The sequence below is a fragment of the Enterococcus sp. DIV0800 genome (genome assembly GCF_050559735.1).
In the GTDB taxonomy this organism is placed as follows: Bacteria; Bacillota; Bacilli; order Lactobacillales; family Enterococcaceae; genus Enterococcus_A; species Enterococcus_A devriesei.
Window position 1 is genome coordinate 1,035,878 of the sequence record NZ_CP187898.1, and the last position, 26,261, is coordinate 1,062,138.

20 protein-coding genes and 1 tRNA gene are annotated in these 26,261 nt (G+C 40.5%); 18 read left to right on the forward strand and 3 right to left on the reverse strand.

Features of this window, described 5'->3' with window-relative positions:
• The first annotated feature begins 9 nt into the window (after positions 1–9).
• From parC to IGI54_RS05000, 6 genes are all read left to right on the forward strand, one after another.
• Entirely contained in the window at positions 10–2,460 is a 2,451-nt protein-coding gene (gene parC, locus IGI54_RS04975) for a DNA topoisomerase IV subunit A (RefSeq protein WP_430621322.1), read from the forward strand.
• A 282-nt stretch (positions 2,461–2,742) separates the two neighbouring features.
• A complete protein-coding gene (gene pflB / locus IGI54_RS04980; RefSeq protein WP_071861214.1) occupies positions 2,743–5,034 on the forward strand; it encodes a formate C-acetyltransferase in 2,292 nt (763 codons plus the stop codon).
• A gap of 193 nt (positions 5,035–5,227) precedes the next feature.
• Positions 5,228–6,007 carry a pyruvate formate-lyase-activating protein gene (pflA, locus tag IGI54_RS04985; RefSeq protein WP_313630159.1) on the forward strand — a complete coding sequence of 260 codons (780 nt, stop codon included), beginning with the start codon at positions 5,228–5,230 and terminating at the stop codon, positions 6,005–6,007.
• Positions 6,008–6,095: 88 nt separating this feature from the next.
• Entirely contained in the window at positions 6,096–7,025 is a 930-nt protein-coding gene (locus IGI54_RS04990; protein ID WP_430621323.1) for a manganese-dependent inorganic pyrophosphatase, read from the forward strand.
• 89 nt (positions 7,026–7,114) lie between these two features.
• Positions 7,115–7,918: a DUF1803 domain-containing protein gene (locus IGI54_RS04995; RefSeq protein ID WP_430621324.1), complete on the forward strand. Its 804-nt coding sequence runs from the start codon at positions 7,115–7,117 to the stop codon at positions 7,916–7,918.
• Positions 7,919–7,922: 4 nt separating this feature from the next.
• Positions 7,923–8,786 (forward strand): alpha/beta hydrolase, encoded by an 864-nt coding sequence (locus tag IGI54_RS05000; protein WP_430621325.1) that lies wholly within the window; start codon positions 7,923–7,925, stop codon positions 8,784–8,786.
• A gap of 2 nt (positions 8,787–8,788) precedes the next feature.
• On the opposite strand, the gene IGI54_RS05005 is transcribed toward IGI54_RS05000, so the two are convergent.
• On the reverse strand, positions 8,789–9,343 hold the full coding sequence (locus IGI54_RS05005; RefSeq protein ID WP_071861219.1) for a DUF2179 domain-containing protein: 555 nt from the start codon (positions 9,341–9,343) through the stop codon (positions 8,789–8,791).
• Positions 9,344–9,819: 476 nt separating this feature from the next.
• On the opposite strand from IGI54_RS05005, the gene glgB reads away from it, so the two are divergent.
• The 12 genes from glgB to IGI54_RS05065 all read left to right on the forward strand — a co-directional run bounded on the left by glgB (position 9,820) and on the right by IGI54_RS05065 (position 24,463).
• Complete coding sequence (glgB, locus tag IGI54_RS05010) at positions 9,820–11,721, forward strand: 1,4-alpha-glucan branching protein GlgB (protein WP_430621326.1); 1,902 nt, start codon at positions 9,820–9,822, stop codon at positions 11,719–11,721.
• 38 nt (positions 11,722–11,759) lie between these two features.
• Positions 11,760–12,905, forward strand: a complete 1,146-nt coding sequence (locus tag IGI54_RS05015; RefSeq protein ID WP_430621327.1) for a glucose-1-phosphate adenylyltransferase — start codon at positions 11,760–11,762, stop codon at positions 12,903–12,905.
• On the forward strand, positions 12,892–14,040 hold the full coding sequence (gene glgD / locus IGI54_RS05020; protein WP_311899393.1) for a glucose-1-phosphate adenylyltransferase subunit GlgD: 1,149 nt from the start codon (positions 12,892–12,894) through the stop codon (positions 14,038–14,040). The genes IGI54_RS05015 and glgD overlap by 14 nt, the downstream gene beginning before the upstream one ends.
• A gap of 2 nt (positions 14,041–14,042) precedes the next feature.
• Positions 14,043–15,470 (forward strand): glycogen synthase GlgA, encoded by a 1,428-nt coding sequence (glgA, locus tag IGI54_RS05025; RefSeq protein ID WP_430621328.1) that lies wholly within the window; start codon positions 14,043–14,045, stop codon positions 15,468–15,470.
• Between the two features lie 119 nt (positions 15,471–15,589).
• On the forward strand, positions 15,590–18,028 hold the full coding sequence (locus tag IGI54_RS05030; protein WP_430621329.1) for a glycogen/starch/alpha-glucan phosphorylase: 2,439 nt from the start codon (positions 15,590–15,592) through the stop codon (positions 18,026–18,028).
• Positions 18,009–19,841, forward strand: coding sequence for a glycoside hydrolase family 13 protein (locus IGI54_RS05035; RefSeq protein ID WP_430621330.1), 1,833 nt, complete (start codon positions 18,009–18,011; stop codon positions 19,839–19,841). Before IGI54_RS05030 ends, IGI54_RS05035 begins: the two co-directional genes overlap by 20 nt.
• A 98-nt stretch (positions 19,842–19,939) precedes the next feature.
• Complete coding sequence (locus IGI54_RS05040) at positions 19,940–20,554, forward strand: hypothetical protein (protein ID WP_071861226.1); 615 nt, start codon at positions 19,940–19,942, stop codon at positions 20,552–20,554.
• A gap of 167 nt (positions 20,555–20,721) precedes the next feature.
• Entirely contained in the window at positions 20,722–20,907 is a 186-nt protein-coding gene (locus IGI54_RS05045) for a hypothetical protein (RefSeq protein ID WP_071861227.1), read from the forward strand.
• 46 nt (positions 20,908–20,953) lie between these two features.
• Positions 20,954–21,037, forward strand: a tRNA-Leu gene (locus IGI54_RS05050).
• A gap of 228 nt (positions 21,038–21,265) precedes the next feature.
• On the forward strand, positions 21,266–22,090 hold the full coding sequence (locus IGI54_RS05055) for a helix-turn-helix domain-containing protein (protein ID WP_071861228.1): 825 nt from the start codon (positions 21,266–21,268) through the stop codon (positions 22,088–22,090).
• Between the two features lie 77 nt (positions 22,091–22,167).
• Positions 22,168–23,313, forward strand: coding sequence for an N-acetylglucosamine-6-phosphate deacetylase (gene nagA, locus IGI54_RS05060; protein ID WP_430621331.1), 1,146 nt, complete (start codon positions 22,168–22,170; stop codon positions 23,311–23,313).
• A 448-nt stretch (positions 23,314–23,761) separates the two neighbouring features.
• The gene (locus IGI54_RS05065) at positions 23,762–24,463 is read left to right on the forward strand and encodes an ABC transporter ATP-binding protein (RefSeq protein ID WP_430621332.1); all 702 of its coding nucleotides are present in this window, start codon (positions 23,762–23,764) and stop codon (positions 24,461–24,463) included.
• A 37-nt stretch (positions 24,464–24,500) separates the two neighbouring features.
• Here the strand turns inward: IGI54_RS05065 and IGI54_RS05070 are convergent, their stop codons facing one another.
• Together IGI54_RS05070 and IGI54_RS05075 are read right to left on the reverse strand one after the other, a co-directional pair.
• Positions 24,501–25,094: an FUSC family protein gene (locus IGI54_RS05070; RefSeq protein WP_071861231.1), complete on the reverse strand. Its 594-nt coding sequence runs from the start codon at positions 25,092–25,094 to the stop codon at positions 24,501–24,503.
• Between the two features lie 100 nt (positions 25,095–25,194).
• Entirely contained in the window at positions 25,195–26,148 is a 954-nt protein-coding gene (locus tag IGI54_RS05075; RefSeq protein ID WP_430621333.1) for a Gfo/Idh/MocA family protein, read from the reverse strand.
• Positions 26,149–26,261 lie beyond the last annotated feature (113 nt).

The following is a 26,261-nucleotide window of genomic DNA, read 5'->3' on the forward strand; positions in this document are numbered from 1 at the left end:
GGTCACACAATGGATGCAAAACATTCAATCCAAGAGTTAACGCTAGAAGAAGTAATGGGTGACCGCTTTGGCCGCTATTCAAAATATATTATTCAAGAACGAGCTTTGCCAGATATTCGTGACGGTTTGAAGCCTGTTCAGCGGCGGATTTTGTACGCCATGAACAAAGATGGCAATACCTATGACAAAGGCTTCCGTAAATCTGCAAAATCAGTCGGAAACATCATGGGGAATTACCATCCTCACGGTGACAGTTCAATCTATGAAGCAATGGTGCGGATGAGTCAAGACTGGAAGTTGCGTCAAGTCTTGATCGAAATGCACGGAAATAATGGTTCGATGGATGGTGATCCGCCAGCAGCGATGCGTTATACGGAAGCTCGCTTATCACAATTAAGCGGCGAGATGCTGAAAGATATCGAAAAAGATACGGTTGATCTTGTCTGGAACTTTGACGATACCGAAAAAGAACCAACTGTTTTACCTGCGGCTTATCCGAACCTTTTAGTCAACGGTTCAACTGGGATCTCGGCTGGGTATGCAACGGAGATTCCGACGCATAATTTATCCGAGGTGATCGATGGCGCGATTTACTTAATCGATCATCCAACGGCTTCTTTAGAGAAAATCATGGAGTATATCCCAGGCCCCGATTTTCCAACCGGTGGTATCCTACAAGGAAAGGCTGAGATCAAAAAAGCTTACGAAACCGGTAAGGGAAAAGTAATCTTGCGCTCGAAGACCTCGATTGAGCCTTTAAAAGGTGGCAAACAGCAGATCGTGATTCACGAGATTCCTTACGAAGTCAATAAAGCAGTCTTAGTGAAAAAAATGGATGAGATCCGCCTAAACAAAAAGATCGACGGTATCGCCGAAGTTCGTGATGAGTCTGACCGGACGGGGTTGCAGGTCGTGGTGGAATTGAAAAAGGACGCCAATGCAGAAGGAATCTTGAATTATTTATTCAAGAACACCGATTTGCAGATCAACTACAACTTCAATATGGTCGCCATAGATAATATGACGCCTCAACAAGTCGGTTTGAAGCATATTTTAGAAAGCTATGTCGCTCACCGCAAAGTAGTCATTACTAAACGGAGTCAATATGAATTAGCAAAAGCACAAAAACGTCAGCACATCGTCGAAGGCTTGAAGAAGGCTTTGTCGATCCTAGACGAAGTGATTGCCACGATTCGCGGAAGTAAAGATAAAAAAGATGCTAAAGCGAATTTGGTAGCGCGTTATGATTTTTCTGAAGAGCAAGCTGAAGCCATCGTTACTTTGCAGTTGTACCGCTTGACGAATACAGATATTACGCAGCTTGAAAAGGAAGCCGCTGAACTGGCGGCTGAGATCAAGGAATTGCATTTGATTCTAGATAGCGAAAAAGAATTACACAAAGTCATGAAGCAAGAGCTTCGTCAAATCAAGAAAAATTATGGCAATGATCGAATGACGAAGATTGAAGATGAGATTTCTGAAATCAAGATCGAAACCGAAGTATTAATCGCTCAAGAAGATGTGATCGTAACCTTAACCAAAGAAGGTTACTTGAAACGCAGCAGTGTTCGTTCGTATAATGCTTCACGTCCGGATGAACACGGAATGAAAGACGGCGATTCGATTATTTTCATTGATAAATTGAATACACTGGATCATTTATTGATTTTAACGAATCATGGGAATATGATCTATCGACCCGTTCATGAAATCACAGAATTGAAATGGAAGGATGTCGGTGAACATATTTCTCAAACAATCACCAACCTGTCCATGAGTGAAGAAATCATTGCGGCCTTTCCCTACAAAGAGATTGATGCCAATAAAATTTTCCTTTTCATTAGTAAAGAAGGTATGATCAAACAAACGCGGATGACCGAATTTTCACCTTGGCGGACATATCGTAGTCGTCCAACCAATGCAATGAAGATGAAAAACGCCACCGATCAAATCGTCTCGGCTTACTTAACGAGTGAGGTACGGAATGTCGATGTCTTCATCGCTTCTCATCGTGCCTTTGGTCTGCGCTATCCTCTAGAAGAAGTGCCGGTAGTTGGTGCTAAAGCAGCTGGTGTCAAAGCAATCAATCTGAAAGACGGGGATTTTGTTGTTGCCGGTGCGTTAGTCCCTTCTGAAGGCGATTCACCGATTCTGTTATTAAGTCAACGAGGGGCAGCGAAACGAATGCTGGCACAAGAACTGCCGCAACTAGGTCGGGCAAAACGTGGCTTGATGATCTTCCGTGAATTGAAGAAAAATCCACATCGTTTGGTTTACTTGACGACTGAGACAGAAGGAAAACTTCTTTTGACGACGGAAAAAGGGATCACTAAAGAAATTGAAATCGCTAAGGTAGCAATCAGCGACCGCATTTCTAACGGTACTTTCGCGATCGATGAGAAAACAGAAGGCGAGCTTTCTTCGGTCCTGAACCCACAAGAATTGATTGAAGAATCATAATTCTGTGTTATAAGATTAAACCTAAAAACGGCATCTGTATTAATACAGATGCCGTTTTTTACATCACAAAATCCACCAAATATATCTTATCAAAGAAAACTTAAGAGTCTTAATGAAGACTCAAAAACCTTTGGTATCAAGATGTTGTAAGCTGTATCAAAGAATTTTCAAGCGCAAAGTAATCTTTCACAAGGAAAGGCTTGCATAATAGCATAAATGTGTTATACTGTGTTCGTGAAGCTGTAGTATTTAAGTTTTATATTCTAAGGAGGTCCTTGTTAAATGGGAACTGCAACAAATGAACTAGAAAAGATGAAAAACACTGAAAAACCAGCTTGGGAAGGTTTTAAAGGCCATCTATGGAAAAGCGAGATCAATACTCGTGATTTCATCCAAGCAAACTACACACCTTATGAAGGCGCTGCCGATTTCTTAGCAGATCCAAGTGAGGCAACGAACGAACTTTGGGGCAAATTACAAAAATTACAAAAACAAGAACGTGAAAATGGTGGCGTATTAGACATGGAAGCAGACGTTGTTTCTGCTGCTAATGCATATGGTGCCGGTTATATCGACGAAAGTTTGAAAGACAAAGAAGCAATCGTGGGTATTCAAACTGACAAACCTTTGAAACGTGCATTCATGCCTTACGGTGGTATCCGGATGGCTGAAGAATCATTAGAAAGCTATGGCTATACACCAAATCCTAAATACACTGAAATCTTTAACGATTATCATAAAACACATAACCAAGCAGTCTTTGATGTTTATACACCAGAAATCCGGGCAGCACGTCGTAACAAGATCATCACAGGTCTTCCTGATACTTACGGTCGTGGACGGATCGTGGGTGACTACCGTCGTGTAGCATTATACGGAATCGACTACTTAATGGAACAAAAATTAAAAGATCACGAAAACTGTGGCCATGGTCAATTCACTGAAGAAGACATCCGTTTACGTGAAGAAATCAGCGACCAATACAAAGCATTGAAACGTATCAAAGAAATGGCAGCTGCTTACGGCTATGACATCTCTCGCCCTGCTGAAAATGCGAAAGAAGCCGTTCAATGGACTTACTTCGGTTACTTAGCAGCCATCAAAGAACAAAATGGTGCAGCAATGTCAATCGGACGTGTTTCTACTTTCTTAGATATCTATATCCAACGTGATATCCAAAATGGAACATTGACTGAAGAAGCAGCACAAGAATTAATCGACCATTTAGTTATGAAATTACGGATGGTTAAATTTGCTCGTATCCCTTCATACAATGAATTGTTCTCAGGCGACCCAGTTTGGGCAACACTTTCAATTGCTGGTATGGGTATGGACGGACGTACATTAGTTACTAAGAATGATTTCCGTTTCTTACACACATTAGAAAACATGGGACCTTCTCCAGAACCAAACTTGACTGTTTTATATTCTTCTCGTTTACCAGAAGGATTTAAAGATTACGCAGCGAAAATCTCAATTGATACTTCATCAATTCAATACGAAAATGACGATGTTATGCGTCCAGTATGGTTAGATGACTATGCGATCTGCTGCTGTGTATCTGCAACACAAACAGGGAAAGAAATGCAATTCTTCGGCGCTCGTGCGAACTTAGCGAAAGCTTTGTTATACGCGATCAATGGTGGGGTTGATGAAAAATCTAAAGTTCAAGTCGGACCTGACTTCCGTCCAATCGACTCTGATGATGCTTTAGACTTCGATGCAGTAATGGCTAAATATGATGACATGTTAGAATGGTTAGCTGGTATGTACGTAAATACCTTGAATGCAATCCACTACATGCATGACAGATATTACTATGAAGCTGCTGAATTAGCATTGATGGATACTGATTTGAAACGGACATTCGCGACTGGGATCGCTGGATTCTCTCACGTTGTCGATTCACTATCAGCAATCAAACATGCAAAAGTATTCCCAATTCGTGACGAAGACGGTATCGTAACTGACTTCAAGATCGAAGGCGAATTCCCTAAATATGGTAACGATGACGAACGTGCCGATGATATCGCTGTATGGTTATTGAAGACCTTCATGGAAAAATTGGAACATTATCATACTTACCGTAATTCAGAACCAACAACATCAATCTTGACCATTACTTCAAACGTAGTATATGGTAAAGCAACTGGAACGATGCCTGATGGACGTAAAGCAGGTGAACCATTGTCACCAGGCGCGAACCCATCATACGGTGCTGAACAAAATGGTTTGTTGGCTTCATTGAATTCATTGACTAAATTACCTTATGAATACGCGTTAGATGGTATTTCAAATACGCAAAGTATCAATCCTGATGCTTTAGGTCATGATGAAGATGAACGTATCGAAAACTTAACGAACGTGTTAGATGGCTACTTCAACCAAGGAGCTCATCACTTGAACGTGAACGTCTTCGGTAAAGAAAAATTAGTTGATGCCATGGAACATCCAGAAAAAGAAGAATATGCAAACTTCACTATTCGAGTTTCTGGTTACGCTGTTAAATTCATCGACTTAACTCGTGAACAACAAGAAGATGTTATCAGCCGTACATTCCACGCAAAAATGTAATACTAAAAGCGTGCTTGTAAAGCTTAAGACCTAGCTTATTAGCAACAAACAAATAGTAATTTTCTAAGGCGGATGGATGGAGATCTATTCGCCTTAGTTTTTAAAATGATTTTATTAAAAACAACCTATATTCATGTAAAAGTTATCAAAATTTCTACATGAAAATTTACATACAGAACTAGGGGGACTGTTTATGTCTACTGTGACTGAACAACCTATTGTCGGAAATGTCCATTCAATCGAAAGCTTTGGATCTGTTGATGGTCCAGGCGTCCGTTTCATCGTTTTCATGCAAGGCTGTCGGATGCGTTGTCAATTTTGCCATAATCCTGATACTTGGAAAATTAATGATCCAAAGGCCAAAAAACGTACGGCCGATGACGTTTTACAAGAAGCGACCAATTACAAGAGCTACTGGGGGAAAAAAGGCGGGCTTACAGTTAGTGGTGGCGAACCCTTATTACAAATCGATTTCTTAATCGATCTATTTAAAAAAGCTAAAGCGATGGGGATTAATACAACTTTAGATAGTTGTGGGAACCCATTTACTTACAAAGAACCGTTTTTCTCAAAATTTGAAGAATTAATGAAATATACTGATTTGATTTTGTTTGACATTAAACAAATTGATGACCAAAAACACAGAGAACTGACTGGACAAAGTAATAGCAATATCTTGGAAATGGCGAAATACTTATCAGACATTAATAAACCCGTTTGGATTCGCCACGTGTTGGTACCTTTTAGAAGCGACTATGACGAATTTTTAATTCGATTAAATACATTTATCAAATCTTTGAACAACGTGGATAAAGTTGAAATTTTACCTTATCATACAATGGGCAAATACAAGTGGGAAGAAATGGATCTTGATTATCCATTGGAAGGAATTGAACCTCCTACTGATGATCGCGTTGAGAATGCGAAAAAACTATTGCATACCGAAGATTACAAAGGCTATTTAAAACGCTAAAACTTAAGGAAAAGAGCGGCATTGTGTTGCTCTTTTCCTTTTTTTTGATATGATAAAGAAGAACTTTATTTAAAGGAGCGAATCAACTATGACAAAAGTTTTAATTTTTGGCCATCAAAATCCTGATACCGATGCAATTGGTGCGGCGATTGCCTTTGCTAATTTACAAAAAGAATTAGGTGTCGATGCTGAAGCAGTTGCACTAGGCACGCCCAATGAAGAAACCCAATTTGCTTTAGATCACTTTGGCGTATCTGCGCCTCGCGTGGTAGAAACAATCGCTGGCGAAACAAGCGATGTCATGTTAGTCGATCATAATGAATTCCAACAAAGTGCGACTGATATTGAAGATTTGAATATTTTGGCGGTTGTTGATCACCATCGGATCGCTAATTTTCAAACAGTAAATCCGCTTTATTATCGGGCTGAACCAGTTGGCTGTACGTCAACAATCGTTTTGAAGCTGTATAAAGAAAACGATGTGACGATTCCTAAAGAAATCGCGGGTATGATGTTATCTGCTATCGTTTCAGATACTTTATTATTCAAATCACCTACCTGTACGCCAGAAGACGTTGATGCTGCCAATGCGTTAGCTGAAATCGCTGGGGTTGATTTAAATAGCTATGGCCTAGATTTATTGAAAGCTGGAACCAATCTAGGAGATAAATCAGAAGCTGAGTTATTGGATCTCGATGCGAAATCATTCCCAATGAACGGGAAAACGGTTCGTGTTGCACAAGTAAATACAGTGGATATCGAAGAGGTTTTTGCTCGTCAAGATGCCTTACGTGATGCGATGTTGACTGAAAATACAAAGAACGGTTATGACTTGTTCCTATTACTAGTAACGAATATTTTAGACTCTGATTCTGAATTATTAGTTGCTGGTGAACCACGTGAAAAAGTAACCGAAGCCTTTGGCGTAGAACTTAAGAATGATCGGGCATCATTACCGGGTGTCGTATCTCGGAAGAAACAGGTCGTTCCACAATTGACCGAAGCCTTCGAAAAATAATTGTAACGATTTTTCTAATGGACTCGTTTTCTAGAGTCCATTTTTTTGTGGATTTTTCTGAATAGGATTATAATGCGAGAGGTGATAGCATGAAACTTTACACAAAAGACCAAAAACTACAACAATTGTTGAAACGGCAGGAAATACAACAACTACTTGCCTATTTTGAAACATTGGAAGCGCCAGTGATCTTACGAGAACTTCGCAAAGAATTTTCAAATCAGAAACATTTGGATAAGGATTTAGAACAATTGATTGAGCATGGGATTATTGCTCGTAATGAGCGACGCTATCAGTTGGCACTGCCCATTTTAACAGAATATCCAACGACAGCTTTAGCTGAGAGGATCACTCAAGGATTGTTGCAAGAACTTTCGCCGGAGCAAGTCTTTATGTTAATCGCAGAAGAGTATTGGCATGATGAACTTGAAAAAGTTGTGGCGGTAGATTTTTCATTGCCTACCTTAAATCGAATGGAAAATGATCAGTTCTCATTAGTGACGATCAATCAAGGGGAAGCACTTCCTGAGACGCTGCCTAATTATTTTACAAATAGCGAGCGACCGTTGGCATTTCCTAAGTTGTCCGCTCTACTAGGCGATGTCCAACCGCAATTTTTCATGGATCAAATTGGGCTTATTTTAGAACGAGTAATAGCTGGTAAAACACCGAGACGTTCATCGATCTTTTTAGATAGTCTGATCCAAACGCAAGTCATTAGTGAGAATGGACAACTACAACTGCCCATCTATTCACCGAATCTATCGGTTGATTTGAGTTTAGACTGGAACTCTTTAGAAAAGGAAACCCGCTTTTTTCTAGTGCGTCAATTGGCGTCAATTGCATTAGGCGAGCAAGCAAGTTTTAGTTATCTCAAGAAAAAGAAGGCATAAGCGGATGCAAAGAATAATCAAAGGGATCATTTTGATCATTAGCTTTTTATTGGTATTCGGTGGGATTTTTTACGCCAAGGTTCGCTATTTTAGTCCCGGGGCGTTGACGAAGCAAAAAGGCATTGCTTATTCAAATGAGCCGACGGTCTTCATTCATGGTTATGAAGGGAATTCCTTTTCCCTTGGACCGATGCTTAGACGTTTAGAAAAAAGTAACATTGCTAAGCGGGAAATGACTATTGTCGTTCAAGCGGATGGCAAGTTAACAGTTGAAGGACAGCTGTCGGAGCAAAATAACAATCCAACGATCATGGTACTGTTTGCTAAAGATGTGACGGATGAGATCACGCAAAGTAAATGGATCGATGAAGTGATGTGCTATCTTTATCAGCATCAGATCAGGCGTGTGAATCTTGTCAGCCATTCTATGGGCGGGGTTTCGTCTTTACGCTACCTGTTAGAATATGCCGGGAATAAAACACCGGTGGTCGATCGTTTTGTGGCAATCGCAGCGCCGTTTAATGATTTAGAGATTGCGGAAGATACTGAAGATGTCTTTGCTTATGAATTGACTGAAGATGGTCCGAGTGGCGAGACACCGATTTATCAGTATTTTGATCATTCGATGAATCGGCTGCCTGCTAATATTCGAGTATTAGATGTGGCCGGTGATCTAGAGGATGGTACTGAAAGTGACGGCTCCGTCTCTACTCACAGTGCGTTTGCTTTACGTTGGCTGTTTCAAAAGCATGCGAAAAGCTATCAAGAATTAACAGTCAAAGGAAAAAGCGGCGGTCACTCGGCGATCACTAAGAGCAGTCAGTTAGAAGAAAAACTCATTCAGTTCATATGGAAAAAAACAACTTGAAGTTAAGACTTCAAGTTGTTTTTTTGTCGTTTACGGATTTTTTTGGTCCAAAAGCCACCAGATATATATTTTGGTTCGTAGGAAATGATAAAAGCTCGTTCTTCTACTTCTTTGATCAGCCCATAAAGTGCGCGTTCATTTTTTCGTGGTGACAAGATTTCCAGTACAACTCGTTCACCTGAAAGACCTTCGCCATAAGATTGAGTGACACCATAGCCATGATCTCGTAAGACGCGAGGCAAGCTTCGGTCTTGATCAGTGTTAGTTGGCAAGATAGCAGTCACCATGGTGTAGCCTAGCGCTAGTGCATCTTCGATCTTGATTCCAACACTAACTCCGACGCCATAACCTAGAGCATAAGTAAGCAGATTGATTGGATTATCGAGTCGATCCAGCACCATCGAAAGACCTAAAATATAAATCGTGATCTCTACCATACTCATGATTGGAGCCAGGATTCGATAGCCCTTCATAGTTAACATAAAGCGGAGGGTGTTTAGAGTGACATAGGCGAGGTTGATGAAAAAGATCATCGCCAACATTTTCAAATCAATCATAAAAAAACTCCTAACTGTAAAAATAAATCTTTAGCAAAAAAATGAAAGCGTTTGTTATCGTAGCTTTGCTTATTAGTCGTGCCGCAAAACTTTACCAATACCATTTTGATTTGTTTATTAATCCTTAGCGTAACGATTATTTTATCAAAAAGCAAACAGAAGGGAACGACTTCAAAGAAATTATTCTAATATTTGTTAAAAATACCTAGATTTTGGGATGAGCTTGTTATTTATCTGTAATAACACAAAATATTTAAAGAAAATAAAGATTTTATCTTCTATTTTAATTCTTATTATAATATAATATATATAGGGATATTTAATAATATCAAAACGAAGAAATGAAGCGGTTTGATCGTCGTATAATTGCTGTTTGTGTTATTATAATAGAACAAACTGTTTTTTAATTATTAGAACTTGCACATAAAAATGTAATTTAAGAACGTTTTTACGTTCTTTCTGAAAAGGTGGTTCTCATGAAAAATACTGAAAAATTAGAAACACAGCAGATTGATAATGCCAAAAAGACCTTCTTAACTGGTGAAAATTTTTATCTGCAGCATTTATTAGGCGCGCATCGTGAAGAGCAAGGGTATATTTTTCGAGTTTGGGCTCCCAACGCATTAGCGGTGTTTCTAGTAGGTGATTTTAATGATTGGCAAGACTGGGCGATGGAAAAAGACCATGACACTGGAATTTGGCAAATCCATTGTGAAGAGGCAAACGAAGGCGACTTGTATAAATTTAAAGTCAGACAAGCCAATGGCCGTGAGATTCTAAAAATTGATCCCTTTGCCGTTCGCTTTGAAAAGCGTCCAGGCGATGCTGCCGAATTGTACAATTTTCCGGAGAAGAAATGGAAAGACGGACTGTGGCGTGGACGAAGCAAACGCTCGAATCCCTTTAAGCGACCGCTGAATATTTATGAGGTGCATGCCAGTTCTTGGAAGCATCATGAAGAGGGAACTCCTTATAGTTTCGCTGAATTGAAAACCGAACTGATTCCTTACTTAGTAGAAATGAATTATACCCATGTTGAATTTATGCCGCTGATGGAACATCCGCTAGGGCGTTCTTGGGGCTATCAGCTGATTGGTTATTTTTCTTTGAGCTCATATTTTGGGACACCCGCTGAATTTCAAGACTTTGTTGAGGAATGTCATTTAAATAATATTGGCGTTTTTGTCGATTGGGTCCCAGGCCATTATTGCATCAATGATGATACGTTGCCCTATTACGACGGGACACCGCAGTTTGAATATACGGACCCTGACCGAGCAAAAAATAATCGTTGGGGATCGATCAATTTCGATTTAGGTAAGCCACAAGTTCAGAGTTTTTTAATTTCTAGTGCAATGTTTTGGATTGAGATGTTCCACATTGATGGCATCCGAGTAGACGCTGTTTCAAGCATGATCTATCGAGACTATGATGATGGTCCTTGGACCCCAAATCACGATGGTGGCAACCGTAATTATGAAGGATTTTATTTCTTACAAAAATTGAATGCCGTCATTAAATTAGCCCATCCGAATATCTTAATGATCGCAGAAGAAAGTTCTTCTGACACTCAAATCACTGGCATGATTGAAAGCGGGTCCTTAGGATTTGATTTTAAATGGAACATGGGTTGGATGAATGATGTGTTGCGTTTTTACGAAATGGATCCAGTCTTTCGAAAGGATCATTTCAATTTGATTACTTTTTCTTTTATGTACATGATGCAGGAGAACTTTATTTTACCACTGTCACATGATGAAGTAGTCCACGGCAAAAAGAGCTTGATGCATAAAATGTGGGGAGATCGGTACAAACAATTTGCCCAACTGCGGAACTTATACACGTATTTCATGACGCATCCAGGAAAGAAATTACTCTTTATGGGGAGCGAATGGGGACAATTTCTTGAATGGAAGTTTGACGAAGGATTAGAGTGGGTCGATTTAGGGGATTCGCTTAATCAATCTATGCAGCATTTTACCGCGACACTGAATGATTTTTATAAAAGTCAGCCCGCTTTGTGGGAATTGGAAGAATCGTATGACACGATTGAGATTATTGATGCGGATAATACAGCTGAGTCAATCTTATCTTTTATTCGTCAGGGGAGACGAAAAAAAGATTTTCTGATTGTGATTTTAAATATGACACCTGTTGAACGACGTGATTTTCAGATTGGTGTTCCCTATCCAGGAACCTATAAAGAAGTGTGGAACACTGAGATGCAGGAATTTGGCGGAACGTGGACGAAATCAAATGAAGATTGTCAAACTGAACCAAGTGATTTCAAACAGTATCAGCAAGTCATTAAGACGACGGTTCCAGCATTAGGAGCCCTTATCTTAAAACCGGAGTCAGTCAACACACGTAAGAAATAGAGGGGAGGTCGATGAGAGTATAGCTCTCATCAAAACACATGAAAACAGAGATATTAGCAATGATTTTAGCCGGCGGGAAAGGTTCACGCCTAGGAAAACTAACGCAAAAAATTGCCAAACCAGCCGTCCCTTTTGGCGGTAGATACCGAATCATCGACTTTACTTTAAGTAATTGTATTAATTCCGGCATTAACAATGTAGGTGTAGTAACTCAATACCAGCCGTTAGCCTTGAACAATCATATCGGAAACGGCTCTAGCTGGGGCTTTGATGGCTTGAATTCAGGAGTGACAATCTTACAGCCCTATTCCAGTAACGACGGCAGTAAATGGTTCGAAGGAACAGCCCACGCGATTTATCAAAACATGGATTATATCGATCAAATGGACCCAGAATATGTTTTAGTCTTGTCTGGTGACCATATTTATAAAATGGATTATGAAGCAATGTTGGAAGACCATAAAGCCAATAATGCTTCGTTGACAGTAGCAGTCATTGAAGTTCCAATCGAAGAAGCCTCACGCTTTGGGATCATGAATACTGATGACAACGACCGAATTATTGAGTTTGAAGAAAAGCCAGAAGAACCAAAATCTAATCTTGCCTCAATGGGAATCTACATTTTCAACTGGAGTCGGTTACGTGGCATGCTGCTAAACAGCTACAAAAAAGACGATCAAATGTTGGACTTCGGCAAGCATGTGATTCCCGCCTATTTAGAAAGCGGTGAAAATGTTTTTGCTTATCGTTTTGATGGCTATTGGAAGGATGTTGGAACGATTGATTCTTTATGGGAAGCAAGCATGGAGTTCATTGATCCTAAACATAACTTAAATATTCGCGACAAGAGCTGGCGAATTTCTGCTAAGAATACGGTCTCACCGCCGCATTTCTTTACCGAAACAGCTGAGGTGAAAGATTCACTAGTGGTGGACGGTTGCTATGTAGCAGGGGCCGTTGAACACAGTATTTTATCGAGCGATGTCCAAGTCAAAGAAGGCGCGAAAATTGTTGACAGTGTCATTATGCCAGGAGCGACAGTGGGTAAAAATGTTCAGATCAATAAAGCGATTATCGGTGAACATGCGATTATTGGCGACGATGCAGTAATCGATGGCTCAAAAGAAATCGCCGTAGTAGGTTATTCAGAAGTGATTGGAGTGTTGACAAGTGAGAGCGAATAAAATGTGTGCCATTTTAGGCAATGTCTATGAATGTCCAGAATTATTACCCTTAACTGAAAAACGTCCATTAGCGACTTTACCCTTTGATTGTAAATATCGTTTAATCGATTTTAATTTGTCAAACGCGATCAATGCCAACGTTAAGTCCGTCTATATGGTATTTAATCAAGGGACGACAAAATCAGTCTTTGACCATATCGGTGGCGGGCGTGAATGGCACTTGGACAGTGTCGACAGTCGTTACTTCATTCATTTCTATCAGGATTTCTTGAAAAAGAAAGCAGAGGGGCGCCCTTATTATGAGTCAGTGATCGACTATTTGCACAAGTCAAAATCAGAATACACCGTTTTTATGGGAAATCGGATGCTGTGTAATATTGATTTAGAAGCGGTATTAAAAATTCATCAACAAAATGACAGCGAGATGACGGTTGTCTATAAAAAGATGCCGAGAGAGCAAATCTATCGACAGGATGAAATTTTAGAAGTAGATGAACACGGAATAATCAAGGGCAATCACAATTTTCTAGAGGAACGTTCGGATGATGAGTTGTTGAATCTGTGTATGAAGATTTTTATTTGCCGGACGGATTGGTTGATCCATGCATTAGAAGAAGGACAAAATTTAGGCGGACCAGTCGCATTGCTAGATTTCCTAACGCTGTTAATGAGCCGTGTGAAGACTTCAGCCTATGAATATACCGGCTTTTTAAGTAATATTTTCGACATTAAATCTTATTATGATGCGAATATGGCGATGTTGGATCCTAAAAAATTCACTTCACTGCTTTATTCAAAACAAAAAATCTATACGAAACTAAAAAATGAAGTAGCGACGTATTATTCCCCAACTTCTGACGTGAAAAATAGTCAATTTGCAACTGGCTGTTTGGTGGACGGCAAAGCTTATGGTTCGTTGTTCTCTCGTAGCGTCGTAATCGAAAAGGGCGCTGAAGTGGAAAATTCCATCATCATGGCCAGCTGTTGTATCAAAGAAAATGCCTTTATCAGAGATGCTATTTTAGATAAAAATGTCGTAGTGGAACCCGGCGTGAAAATTATTGGTTCAGCGGCTAAACCTGTGGTTATCAAGAAAAATACCCATGTCTTTAGTGATGTGTACGGGGGCGAGTAAGCATGAAAGTATTATTTGTCGCGGCTGAGTGTGCCCCTTTTTTCAAAACAGGAGGGTTAGGTGACGTTGCGGGGGCTTTACCTAAAGCATTAGAAAAAAAAGGCGCCAAAGTAAAGGTTGTCTTACCATTCTTTACCAAAATGGCACAGCAGTATCAGGATCAACTAGAGGATGTATTTTCCTTTGATGTCTATGTTGGTTGGCGAAAGCAGTATTGCGGTGTAAAATATCTGAAATTGAATGACATTGAGTATTATTTCTTAGACAATCTGTACTACTTTAACCGCCCAGAACTTTATGGCTATTATGATGATGGCGAGCGTTTTGCCTTTTTCCAAATGGCAGCGATCGAACTGATGGAAAAAATCAATTTTATTCCAGATATCCTACACGTAAATGATTACCATACGTCGTTTATCCCATTTTTACTGAAAGAAAAGTATCGTTGGATTCAAGTCTACAATGCGATTCGAACAGTTTTAACGATTCACAATATTGAGTTCCAAGGACAATATGACCGTGAGATTCTGTACGATCTATTCGGTATGGGAACAGAACGTTACGATGACGGAACAGTCAGATATAATGATTGTGTCAATTTCATGAAGGCGGGGATTCTTTACGCGGATCGAGTTACGACCGTCAGTCCTTCTTATGCTGAAGAAATCAAAACACCTGAATTTGGTGCTGGTCTAGATGTCATTTTACGGATGGAGAGCGGTAAATTAAGAGGAATTCTGAATGGAATCGATTATGACCTGTTTGATCCGGCGACAGATCGAGCTCTTGCGGCAAATTATGACGCGAAGCATTTGACTAAAAAATTAGAGAACAAGGTCCAACTGCAAAAAATGTTAGATTTACCGGTTCGACCAGAAGTGCCGATTATTGGGATCGTCAGCCGGTTGACGTATCAAAAAGGCTTCCATTTGCTGTTACAGGAAATGTACAATTTGATGCAGTTTGATGTACAGGTCGTTTTGGTTGGTACTGGTGATCCTAATTTTGAAAATCAGTTCCGTAACTTTGGCAGCAAATATCCAGAGAAGACGAGTATCCAGATTGCTTTTGATGTGACTTTGGCGCAGAAGGTCTATGCAGGTTCGGATATGTTCTTGATGCCGTCAGCTTTTGAACCTTGCGGGCTTTCACAAATGATCTCGATGCGTTATGGGACACTGCCGATCGTCCATGAAATCGGTGGATTAAGAGATACGGTCCAGCCGTATAACCCTGTTACCGAAGAAGGGACTGGCTTTGGCTTTACTATTTTTGAGCCTTTCTATTTAATGAATGCGATGAAGCAAGCAATCGAGTTATACCATGAACATCCAAAGACTTGGCAAAAGCTGATGCTTGAAGCAATGTCTCGTGACTTCAGCTGGAATGGTTCAAGTCAACAATATTTAGAAATGTATCAACAACTGTAGGATTCTAAAAGCCAGAATCTAGGCCTTGTGCTATGGATTTTGGCTTTTTGTTTAATTAATTCTAGTCGAATAAAAGAAGGCTGTTTTTATAAATTGCAAGAGCTTGGAGATGAAATGAAATGGATAAAAAAGAATTCAAAAAGAAATTCAAACGACGTTTAGCCGAAAAATTTGCGATGGAGGTTACCGATGCTTCTTCTAATGAGCTTTATCAAACACTAGGCTCTTTGATGACCTCCGCCTATTCGCAAGATTGGCGGGAAACGTGGAAGGATTATCGGGAGAATAACCAGAAACAGTCGTATTATTTTTCAATCGAGTTTTTACCGGGAAAAATGTTGAAAAGTAATTTGCTGAATATGGGTTGGCTGGAGCTGGTAGAAGAAGGATTAGATGAGTTAGGGATTCAGCTAAATGATCTAGTTGAGATCGAGCCGGACATGGCACTTGGCAATGGTGGCCTTGGTCGCTTAGCTTCTTGTTTTATGGATTCTATCGCTTCTTGTGGTTTACCAGGAAATGGGAACGGGATTCGCTATGAATATGGCTTATTCAAACAGCGTTTTGTTGATAATTATCAGGTTGAGTTGCCAGATGAGTGGCTGCAAAAGGGAAATTTGTGGGAAGTTCGCAAAGAAAGCAAAGCAGTGGATGTCCAGATCGGTGGAAATGTTTATTTAAAACCTGATCAATATGGCAAGTTATCACCAGTCTATGAAGGGGGTAGTAAGCTCCGTGCCGTCCCTTACGACACTGGAATGGTAGGCTATCAAAATAAAATCGTCAATACAATGCGTTTGTGGTCGCTTGAAATTCCGCCAGAGGAAGAGGATCGTTATCGCAGTATCGAAGCCCGTCGTTCTTTTGAAGATCTGACTTCGGTTTTATACCCAGATGATTCGAATGAAGCAGGGCGTAAAATGCGCCTGACGCAAGAATACTTTTTTGTATCTGCCGGTGTGCAAAGTATCTTGCGCTATTTCAAAAGTTTGAACCAGCCGATGGATGAGATCAATCAATATGTCGCAATCCATATTAATGATACCCATCCAGCGATGTGTGTGGCTGAGTTTATGCGCTTGCTGGTCGATGAGGAACAAATGAGTTGGGAGCGAGCATGGGATTTAACGCGGAAAGTTATGAGTTACACGAATCATACGATCATGGCAGAAGCGTTAGAGAAATGGTCGATCGACATGATGAAAAACGTCTGCCCTCGGATTTATCAGATTATCGAAGAAATTGATCGGCGCTTTGTGGAAGAATTGATTGGCGTCCAAGACTTTGATTTGATTCAACGCACGCGGATCATCCAAGACGGACAAGTCCATATGGCTCATCTGGCGATTATTGGTTCACATTCTACCAATGGCGTCGCGAAGCTTCATTCGGATTTATTGAAATCTGTTGTGTTGCATGATTTTTATTTACTTTATCCAGATCGTTTCAATAATAAAACTAATGGAATCGCGATGCGGCGTTGGGTTCAATTAGCCAACCCAGCCATGAGCAAGGTATTGGATGCAACGATTGGGAAAACGTGGCGTAAAAATTCGGATGATCTACGTTTGCTATTAAATTACGAAGAAGACGATCAAGTATTGAATGCCTTAGCTGAGGCGAAGTATCAGAATAAACGTAGCTTGGCCGCTTATATCAAAAGTCATTGCGGGATCGAAGTCTCTCCTGAGGCGATTTTTGATGTTCAGATCAAACGTCTACACGCCTATAAACGTCAATTACTAAATTTACTGCATATCATTAAATTGTATTTGGATTTGAAAGAGAATCCGGAATTACCGATCGAACCGCGGGTCTTTATTTTTGGGGCGAAGGCGGCACCAAGCTATCATTATGCCAAATCAATTATTAAAGCAATCAACGAAGTCGCCAGCTTGATCAACGCCGATGAAACGATCAAGGGGAAATTGAAACTAGTCTTTTTAGAAAACTATAACGTTAGCTTAGCAGAGCGAATCATTCCGGCGGCGGATGTCAGCGAACAAATTTCCTTGGCCTCTAAAGAAGCTTCAGGCACGTCGAATATGAAGCTGATGCTGAATGGTGCAGTCACGATTGCTACGCTTGATGGGGCGAACGTTGAAATTAGAGATGCGGTAGGTGACGATAATATCGCGATCTTCGGTTTGACCGAAGGCGAGGTTTATCAGTATTATGAAAAGAGAAATTACCATGCGATCGACCTGTATGAACGTGATACGACGATTCAAAAAGTAGTCAATGCTTTGATTGACGGAACGATTCCTAATATCACCAAAGAAGGTCAGGAAATTTTTGACTCGTTGATCAAGTACAACGACGAATTTTTCGTGTTACGAGATTTTGAAGATTATTGCGCGGCGCAAATGTCAGTCAATCAGGCGTATCAGGATACACGTCGCTGGCGTCAAATCAGTTTACGGAATACGGCGAATGCCGGCCGTTTCTCTTCTGACCGAACCGTGCAGCAATACGCGGACGACATTTGGCAGATTGAGCCATTATTCGCTCATAATGATAATCGAGGTGTAACTCAACATGACACATATCTACTTTAATCCATGGATCGAACGGTATAAACAACCCTTTGGTGCGGTTCAAGAAGGCATGGAAATTGATCTTTGGTTGTCAGTCCCTGAGCCGGAAAACACGCAGGTTTTTTTGATCGTCCGTAAAGAAGGCAGCTCATCTGGGCAGCGAGTCTTCCCAATGGAGGCGGTGGCGGAAGAACGGTTCCATTTTCAAACGACAATGAATCAAGGCTGGGGTCTGTACTTTTATTATTTCAAAGTCGTTCGCGAAACCAATGGCTATGAGACGATCCAGTATTATGGCTTTAAGGATCAAGGCGGCGAAGGGAAAATATATGGTTCCGAGCAAGAAGTTCTACCCTATCAATTAACCTGCTATCAAAAACCTGAGGTCGCTCCTAAATGGTACCGCGATGCTGTTTTTTATCAAATCTTTCCTGATCGTTTTGCTAATGGCAATCCCGATCATATAGTGAATCAGCCGAAAAAAAATTCGTTTATTTATGGTACGGAAGAAGACGATCCTTATTATATTCGAAACCAAAAAAATGAGATCGTTCGTTGGGATTTTTTTGGCGGCAATCTAAAAGGGATCAAAGAAAAGATTCCTTACTTAAAAGAGCTAGGGATCACGGCTTTATATTTGAACCCGATCTTTGAAGCCAGTTCAAATCATCGCTATGATACGAACGATTATTTTAAGATCGATGGTGTCTTGGGCAAAGAAGAAGATTTTCGTGAATTGATCACTGAACTACATGAGTCAGGAATCGCAGTCATCCTTGATGGTGTTTTCTCGCATGTAGGAAAGGACAGCCGCTATTTCAATATTTCTGGTCTTTATGGTAAGCATTCAGGAGCGGCCCTTGATCCTAAGAGTCCTTATCGGGATTGGTTCACTTTTAAACAATATCCCACTGATTACAAATCGTGGTGGGGCGTTGCTGATCTACCTGAGGTCCGGAAAGATAATCCTCATTATCAAGAATTTATTTACGGCGATCTAGATAGTGTTTTAGCGAAGTGGACGACCCTCGGCGTCGACGGTTGGCGACTGGATGTCGCAGATGAATTGACGGATGATTTTATCGCGGGAATTCGTAAGCATTTGTCCTTCTATCAAGAAAAAATCTTGATTGGAGAAGTTTGGGAGGATGCCTCTAATAAGATTGCTTATGATACGCGTAGAAGATATGTTTTTGGTGATCATTTGCAAGGCGTGATGAATTACCCTTTGCGCCAGCAGATTTTAGATATCTTAAAAGGTTACCGGACATTACAGGAAATCTGTGAAGAGATGATCCGTTATCAGGAAAATTATCCGAGAGATTTTTACTATAATCAGTTGAATAATATTGGCACCCATGACACGGAGCGGATTTTAACGATGCTGGATGGGTCATTAGAGACGTTAGATCAAGCATGGGGCTTGATGTTTATGATGCCGGGCATCCCTTGTATTTATTATGGGGATGAGGCTGGGCTGACTGGCGGAAAAGATCCTGAGAATCGTCGCTTTTTCCCATGGCAGTCTATCAATCAGGCTTTATTCAAAAGCTGTCAAAAATGGGTTCAGCGTCGTAAAAAATTTGATGTCTTGAAATACGGAGAATTTTTCCCTTTCTATTCGCAAAAACAGCAACTTTTCGGCATCATTCGCTACACGGAAAAAGCCTATGTCATCTATGCGCTTAATCTATCGAATCAAGAACAAAGTATCAATATTGGTGAGTTGTCCAGTCCATTAGCTTATAAAGGTGATTATGATGTGTTGAATCGAATCATCGAAGGAGAGATCTTGGCACCAAAAGGCAGCTTGTTCATCTCTGACAGCTGTTAATTTTGTGGGTTAGGAAGGATTTGGCTGCTAGAGATTTCGCAGCATTTTTTTAGCATTTATGCTAAACTATCCTATATCACAACAATGAGGATGATTTTATGCAAACATACAGCAGAAAAAAAGGTCGCTTTCCTGCTTTTGATGATGATGCGGGAGTCAAGCTAGCTTACGGCAATCAAAGTGGTCGGGTTTTGTTTGATGGCGAGGACGACTTGCTGACAGATTATAAATTAGAGGCGCAGGATATTTTTGATCGCCCGTTGCCAAAAGTTAAGCGAACACGGCGAGTGAATTTACAGGAAGAACCTCGCAGCAGAGAGCTGGAGCTTCATAAAGCAAACTTGCCGAGCTATCATGCTGAACACACTGAACGTAAAACAGTAAAATTGTTTGAAGAGCCTAAACCTAAGGAACGGACGAAAGCCACTAGCATTAATACCCGGAGTGGACGTGGCCGCAGTGCTACTCCTTTTGCGCCGAAATTTGTGCCGTCATCATTGATCCCCGATGATCCGGCAGATGCTGTATCGCCTCGGGAATTAATGCAGCGGATGGAGAAGTCTCGCCAATCTTATATTCTTTTCGCATCAGAAAAAGAAGAACAGCCGGCGTTGGAAAGAAAGAAAACGCGCCAACGTTTGGATCGTTCCTTGCGAGGGATCATGCAAGAGGATAATTCAAAGTTGGAAGACAGTAAATATTTTCATGATTAAGAGCAGTTCAATTAGCAGTGTTTAGCTTCGAAAATGAGACAGAATTTCCGAAGAAGCTGCTTTGGACTATTGTTTATTCAAAAAGGGAGCGGGGATTATACTAAGGTCTCGGCTCCTTGTCTCGGTAAAAACCATTTATTATAGAATTATGTAAAGGAAGTAAGTATGTGAATCCATTTGAAGAAAAAATCAGTCAGTTACGAGCTGGAGAGATTGATCAATTCGAAGTGACTCGCGAAGAATTCTTTTTATTTCGTGAAGTCTGGAGCAAACAGGAGGACAAAAAGTTTTTCCGCGGAATCGCCGGTTTAAAAGGCAACATCATCTATGTTTACGACACGACGATTGTTTAGCCTATTGACTTTTGCTAGTTGGCTAAGCTATGATGAAATTCGTTCTGCGGCGGTGTTGGAATTGGTAGACAAGCATGATTGAGGGTCATGTGGGAGTTCTCCCGTGTGGGTTCGAGTCCCATTCGCCGTATAAAAAAAGCCGTATAAGTGCTACAATAAAAAAGATCGAGAGCTGAGACTGTTAAAGGTCGCAGCTCTATTTTTTTAGTATTTCATTTTTTGTGATGCGACCTCATTCTAATCAAAATGCTTCAAGGCTTTTTGATTTTTAGATGCTAGAAGTTGCTTGTCTATCATGCATCAGCTAGAATGAGAGTAGTTAAAAAATGTGAATTAGCATATTTTGGAGGAAGCAAAGATGGAAGCGATTGGTCAAGTCTTAAAAGAGTTCCGCAAAGAACATGGCATGACGCAAAAAGATTTATCGGCTGGTATCTGTTCTCAAAGTGTTTTGAGTCGAATCGAAAATGACGAGGAGATTCCCAATATTTTTGTCATTAAGCAGCTTTGTCATCGGCTAGGGATCACCATTGATCAATTGATGCTTGATTTTCTACCAGAGGAATTATTTTTACGGAAATATTTTAATAAGATGTTTATGTATTTACGGACGGGAAAATATTTGGAGATCCAAGCAACCCTTGATTACTTAGACGAGCGTCAGATCACGCATTTAGACAAGGATCGTCAGCAAGTTTGTTTTTTTAAAGGCGTCTGTGCCTATTTTATTGATGGAAATCCTGAAGCGGCTTTGGCTCACACACTTGAAGGTTTGGACATCTGTGTCTCGAAAAAGTATTACGGCTATTTTGATAGCCGGATTTTATTATTGAATTTTGCCGGGAAAATGAATTCGGCTTTAGGAAAAGTCAATGAAGCACAAAGCTACTACAATCAAAGCTTTGAACTCTTTCAATCTATGATGGCGGATTATTCCGAACGTAGTGAGTTAAGCAATCTATTCGTCAATTATGGGACGTTTTTGATTAAGCAGGAACGTTTGGATTTAGCTGAAAAGGTCGTTGACATTGGGTTGAAGTGGAATCGTCAGCAATGCAGTTACTATAAATTGCATGAGCTACTGGAGTTAAAAATCCGCATGTTAGAGGCACGAGACGATTTGCATTCAGTGATCGGTTATCGGAAAATGCTGCGAGCCTTAGAGAAAATGAAAGATTTGTAGAGTGGTCTACACCATTCTTGACTTATTTTTGATTCAGGAGTAACTTTAAGATACTAAGACAAAAGGGAGAGCTCACAATGAAAACATTTATTTATGCTGACAAATTCTTTTTAAACTCAGGTGTTAAAGGCGCAGGTTATTTAGATGTCACCGATGGCATTTTTGGCACATATACAGCAACAAAACCAGAAGGGGCAGAGATCATCGATCAAAGCGGAAACTGGATCGCTCCCGGTTTAGTGGATACACATATCCACGGTTACAAAAATCATGACGTGATGGATAATGACGCAGAAGGCATCAAAGTCATGTCAGAAGGATTATTATCATGTGGTGTGACTAGTTTCTTACCAACCACTTTGACGTCAACCAAAGAACGTTTGAAAGATGTTGCGGCAACGATCGGCAGCATGTATCAAGAAGTTGATGGTGCAAAAATTCAAGGGATTTACTTTGAAGGACCGTTCTTTACCGAAGAACATAAAGGCGCACAAAATCCTAGCTATTTTGGCGATCCTGATTTGGATACATTCCATGAATGGCAAGAAGCTTCAGGCGGCTTGATCAAGAAAATCGCATTAGCACCAGAACGTAAAGGTGTAAAAGAATTTGTTAAAACAGTGACCGACGAAGGTGTTGTTGTTTCACTAGGACATTCAAACGCAACTTTAGAAGAAGCGCAAGAAGCTGTGGAAGCAGGCGCAAGCGTCTTTGTTCATGCTTATAATGGTATGCGTGGCTTGAATCACCGCGAACCTGGTATGGTAGGCGCATTGCTTACATTGCAACATGTTTTCTCAGAATTGATCTGTGATGGACACCATGTTCATCCACAAGCAGCGGAAGTTTTGATGGAAAAAGCTGGACATGATCATGTGGCCTTAATCACTGACTGTATGATGGCTGGCGGCATGCCTGATGGTAATTACAACTTAGGTGAATTCCCGGTTGTTGTGAAAGAAGGAACAGCCCGTCTTGAATCTGGTAACTTAGCTGGAAGTATTTTGAAATTAAAAGAAGCAATCAAAAATGTAGTTGATTGGGATATTGCAACTCCTGAACAAGCAATTATGATGGCCTCTTATGTACCAGCTGTCAGCTGTAAAATCGACGACAAGTGCGGTATGATCGCTGAAGGCCGCGCAGCCGACTTTATCGTATTAGAACCTACAATGGATTTGGTTGCAACTTACCTTGATGGTGTAGAACGTTACCACGCTTAATTAAACCAAACATTTGTAAACCTCGACCAGAAACAAAGGTCGAGGTTTTTTGCGAGTTTTTCTTCTTGCGTTAGCAAGTTAGAAAAATCGTATGCGAACGACAATAAACCATTTTTCGCTTTTTGAAAAATGGTACCGTTAATAAGAAGTAGCTGTCAGTTCTACTTTCTGCTTTAGCAGATTAGTAGAATGATATGTCGACGAAAATAAAGATAAATTTTAGCAAAAATTTATAATCCTGTTTCAGAGCCGACTGCGAGTTTTTCTTCTTGCACCAGCGAGTTAGAAAAATCGTATGTGTACGAAAAAATCTATTTTTTTGCGTTAGCCGTCAAGGGATGATCAATCAAAAAGTGAATTCCAATTTATCCGTAGTCGATTGTATCAGTCAGAGAAGGGTCTATGGTAAACTAAATATATTGAGAATAAGTGACTAAGGAGACTAAACATGGCTTATATTGATGTAATAGATGAAAGCAAGCACTACAAAATGGGCGAGACGATTATTCGCGCCAATGAAAAAGTCAATTTTTCAATTGAACGAGGAGAAGTAGCCGTCATTCTTGGTCCAAGTGGAGCTGGTAAATCAACAGTTTTGAATATTTTAGGGGGAATGGACAGCTGTGATGAAGGACAAGTTATTGTTGATGGGACGGACATTGCTCAATTTAATAATAAGGAACTGACAACTTATCGTCGGAATGACGTTGGCTTTGTGTTCCAGTTTTATAATTTGGTTCCTAATCTAACGGCTAAGGAAAATGTTGAATTGGCTTCACAAATTGTTTCGGATGCTTTGAACCCGGATGAAGTTCTGCAATCTGTGGGCTTAGGTGAACGAATGAATAATTTTCCGGCACAATTATCCGGAGGCGAGCAACAACGGGTTACAATCGCGCGAGCGTTAGCGAAACGGCCAAAACTATTGTTGTGTGATGAACCGACCGGCGCGTTGGATTTTGAGACAGGAAAACAGATTTTAAAGATTCTGCAAGATACTGCTCGAGAAAATGGGACGACGGTGGTGATCATTACTCATAATTTGGCAATCGCAGCGATGGCAGATCGAGTGATCCGGATTAATGATGCCCATGTCCGTAGTCAAAAGCTGAATGCCAAGCCGCAATCAATCGAAGACATTCAATGGTAAATTGGCGACTAAGAAAGCATAAAATAAAAGATCAGCCTCATTTTTGAGACTGATCTTTTATTTGTTTTTTTACGTCATAGAGCATTTTATTCAAATCGGCTTCCTTTTTTCGCAGTTCGACTAGATCTTCTTTTATTTGTTTTTCTTTTTCATCTGTCTGAGGCGAGATTACACCGTTTAAAGAAATCGCGATGATGGTCCCAATAAATGTATCCAACACCCGATTCAAGGCATAAAGAATCGACTCTCCCTGGGGGATACTGAGTGCAATCAGCAGCATCGTGGCAATGGCTGAGATAATCCCGGAATTATTGTTTATCCCATCAGAAAGCACGATGACTAAAATTACGAAGAAGGGCAATAAAAAGAGCTCCACATAAAAGTCATTTTTGAAAAGCGACTGGACGTAATAAAAAATCATTGCAAATAGACCGCCAAGGGAGTTTCCTAAGACGCGGGAACGACCAAAAGAGATACTGGTGGTTAAGTCTTGCCGCAATGAAAAAACAGCGGCAAGTGCAGCGATCAACGGCGAGCCACGATCAGTCAAATAAAATAGTAAAATACACAGCATGACGGCTAGAGCCGTTTTGATAGTGCGCATGCCTAAGCGAAAACGCCCAATCTGCATAATTTTCCCCTTTCTCCGAATCTGTTTATCTAATAAATAGTTTAGCGGATAATTGATAAAAAAACAAAGGTGCTGACTGGTCAGCACCTTTGAGACTAATTTATTTATACCATTTTTGCTGCATCTGATCCAAAATATCAATGACGTCTTTCGTAAAGAACAACGATTTATTTGGCAATTCACCTTTGATGACCTTGACCATGTTTTCGATTTCATAATTCATGGCGTTTCCAGTAAAACCAGATTCAATCAGCTCAGTCGTACCATCGTTAAAGAATAATTCCGCTTTGTCTGCCCGCGGATAATCGTCAACGGTTAGGTAGCCATTTTCGAAGGCAACGATGCCTTTTTTTGGCATTTTGGCTTGGAAGGTCAAGCTGATTGTCGCTAATTCGTTCTTCTGATTTTGTAAAATCGTGACTGATTGTTCATCGACTCCAGTTGAAAAAGGAATCATGGTGGAGGCGACGACTTCCGGTTGCTCAGACAAGAACCACCGGGCGAAAGAAACGGCATAAGTACCGATATCCAACAATGCTCCGCCAGCTAAATCTGGATTAAAGAAACGATTGGTTGGGTCGGGTTCTTTATAGCTGCCAAAAGGTGCTTGGATCATTTTTAATTTTCCTAAGCGACCGCTGTCGATTAACGCATGAAGTTCTTGGTACAATGGCATATTGAAAATGGTCATTGCCTCAGCCAAGATCAAATCTTTTTGTTCGGCCAATTCTATTGCAGCTTGTAATTCCGCAGAGTTCATAGTAATCGCTTTTTCGCAAAGCACATGCTTGCCAGCATGTAGGGCTTGCATGATATGCTGACTGTGTTGACGATTTGGTACGGATACGTAAATGATGTCAATGGCTTTATCTGCTAACAGCTCCTCGTAACTTCCGTAGGCTTTTGGTAAATTAAATTGCTGTGAAAATTTCTCGGCTTTAGCCAGCGATCGCGATGCGCAAGCGGTCAGTTGACTGCTGGATTGATCAAAAGTTTCAGCGAAGTCATGAGCAATTTGCCCAAGACCGATGATACCCCATTGTAATTTTGTCATTTTTTCCTCCTGTTGAGCCATTATTTTGTAAAAATGCGGTTAAAAAATGAATTTGACTGTCCTTTTTGGTAAAATTATTCAAGGACTAGAAGAATAAGATTTCCTTTAGAGTA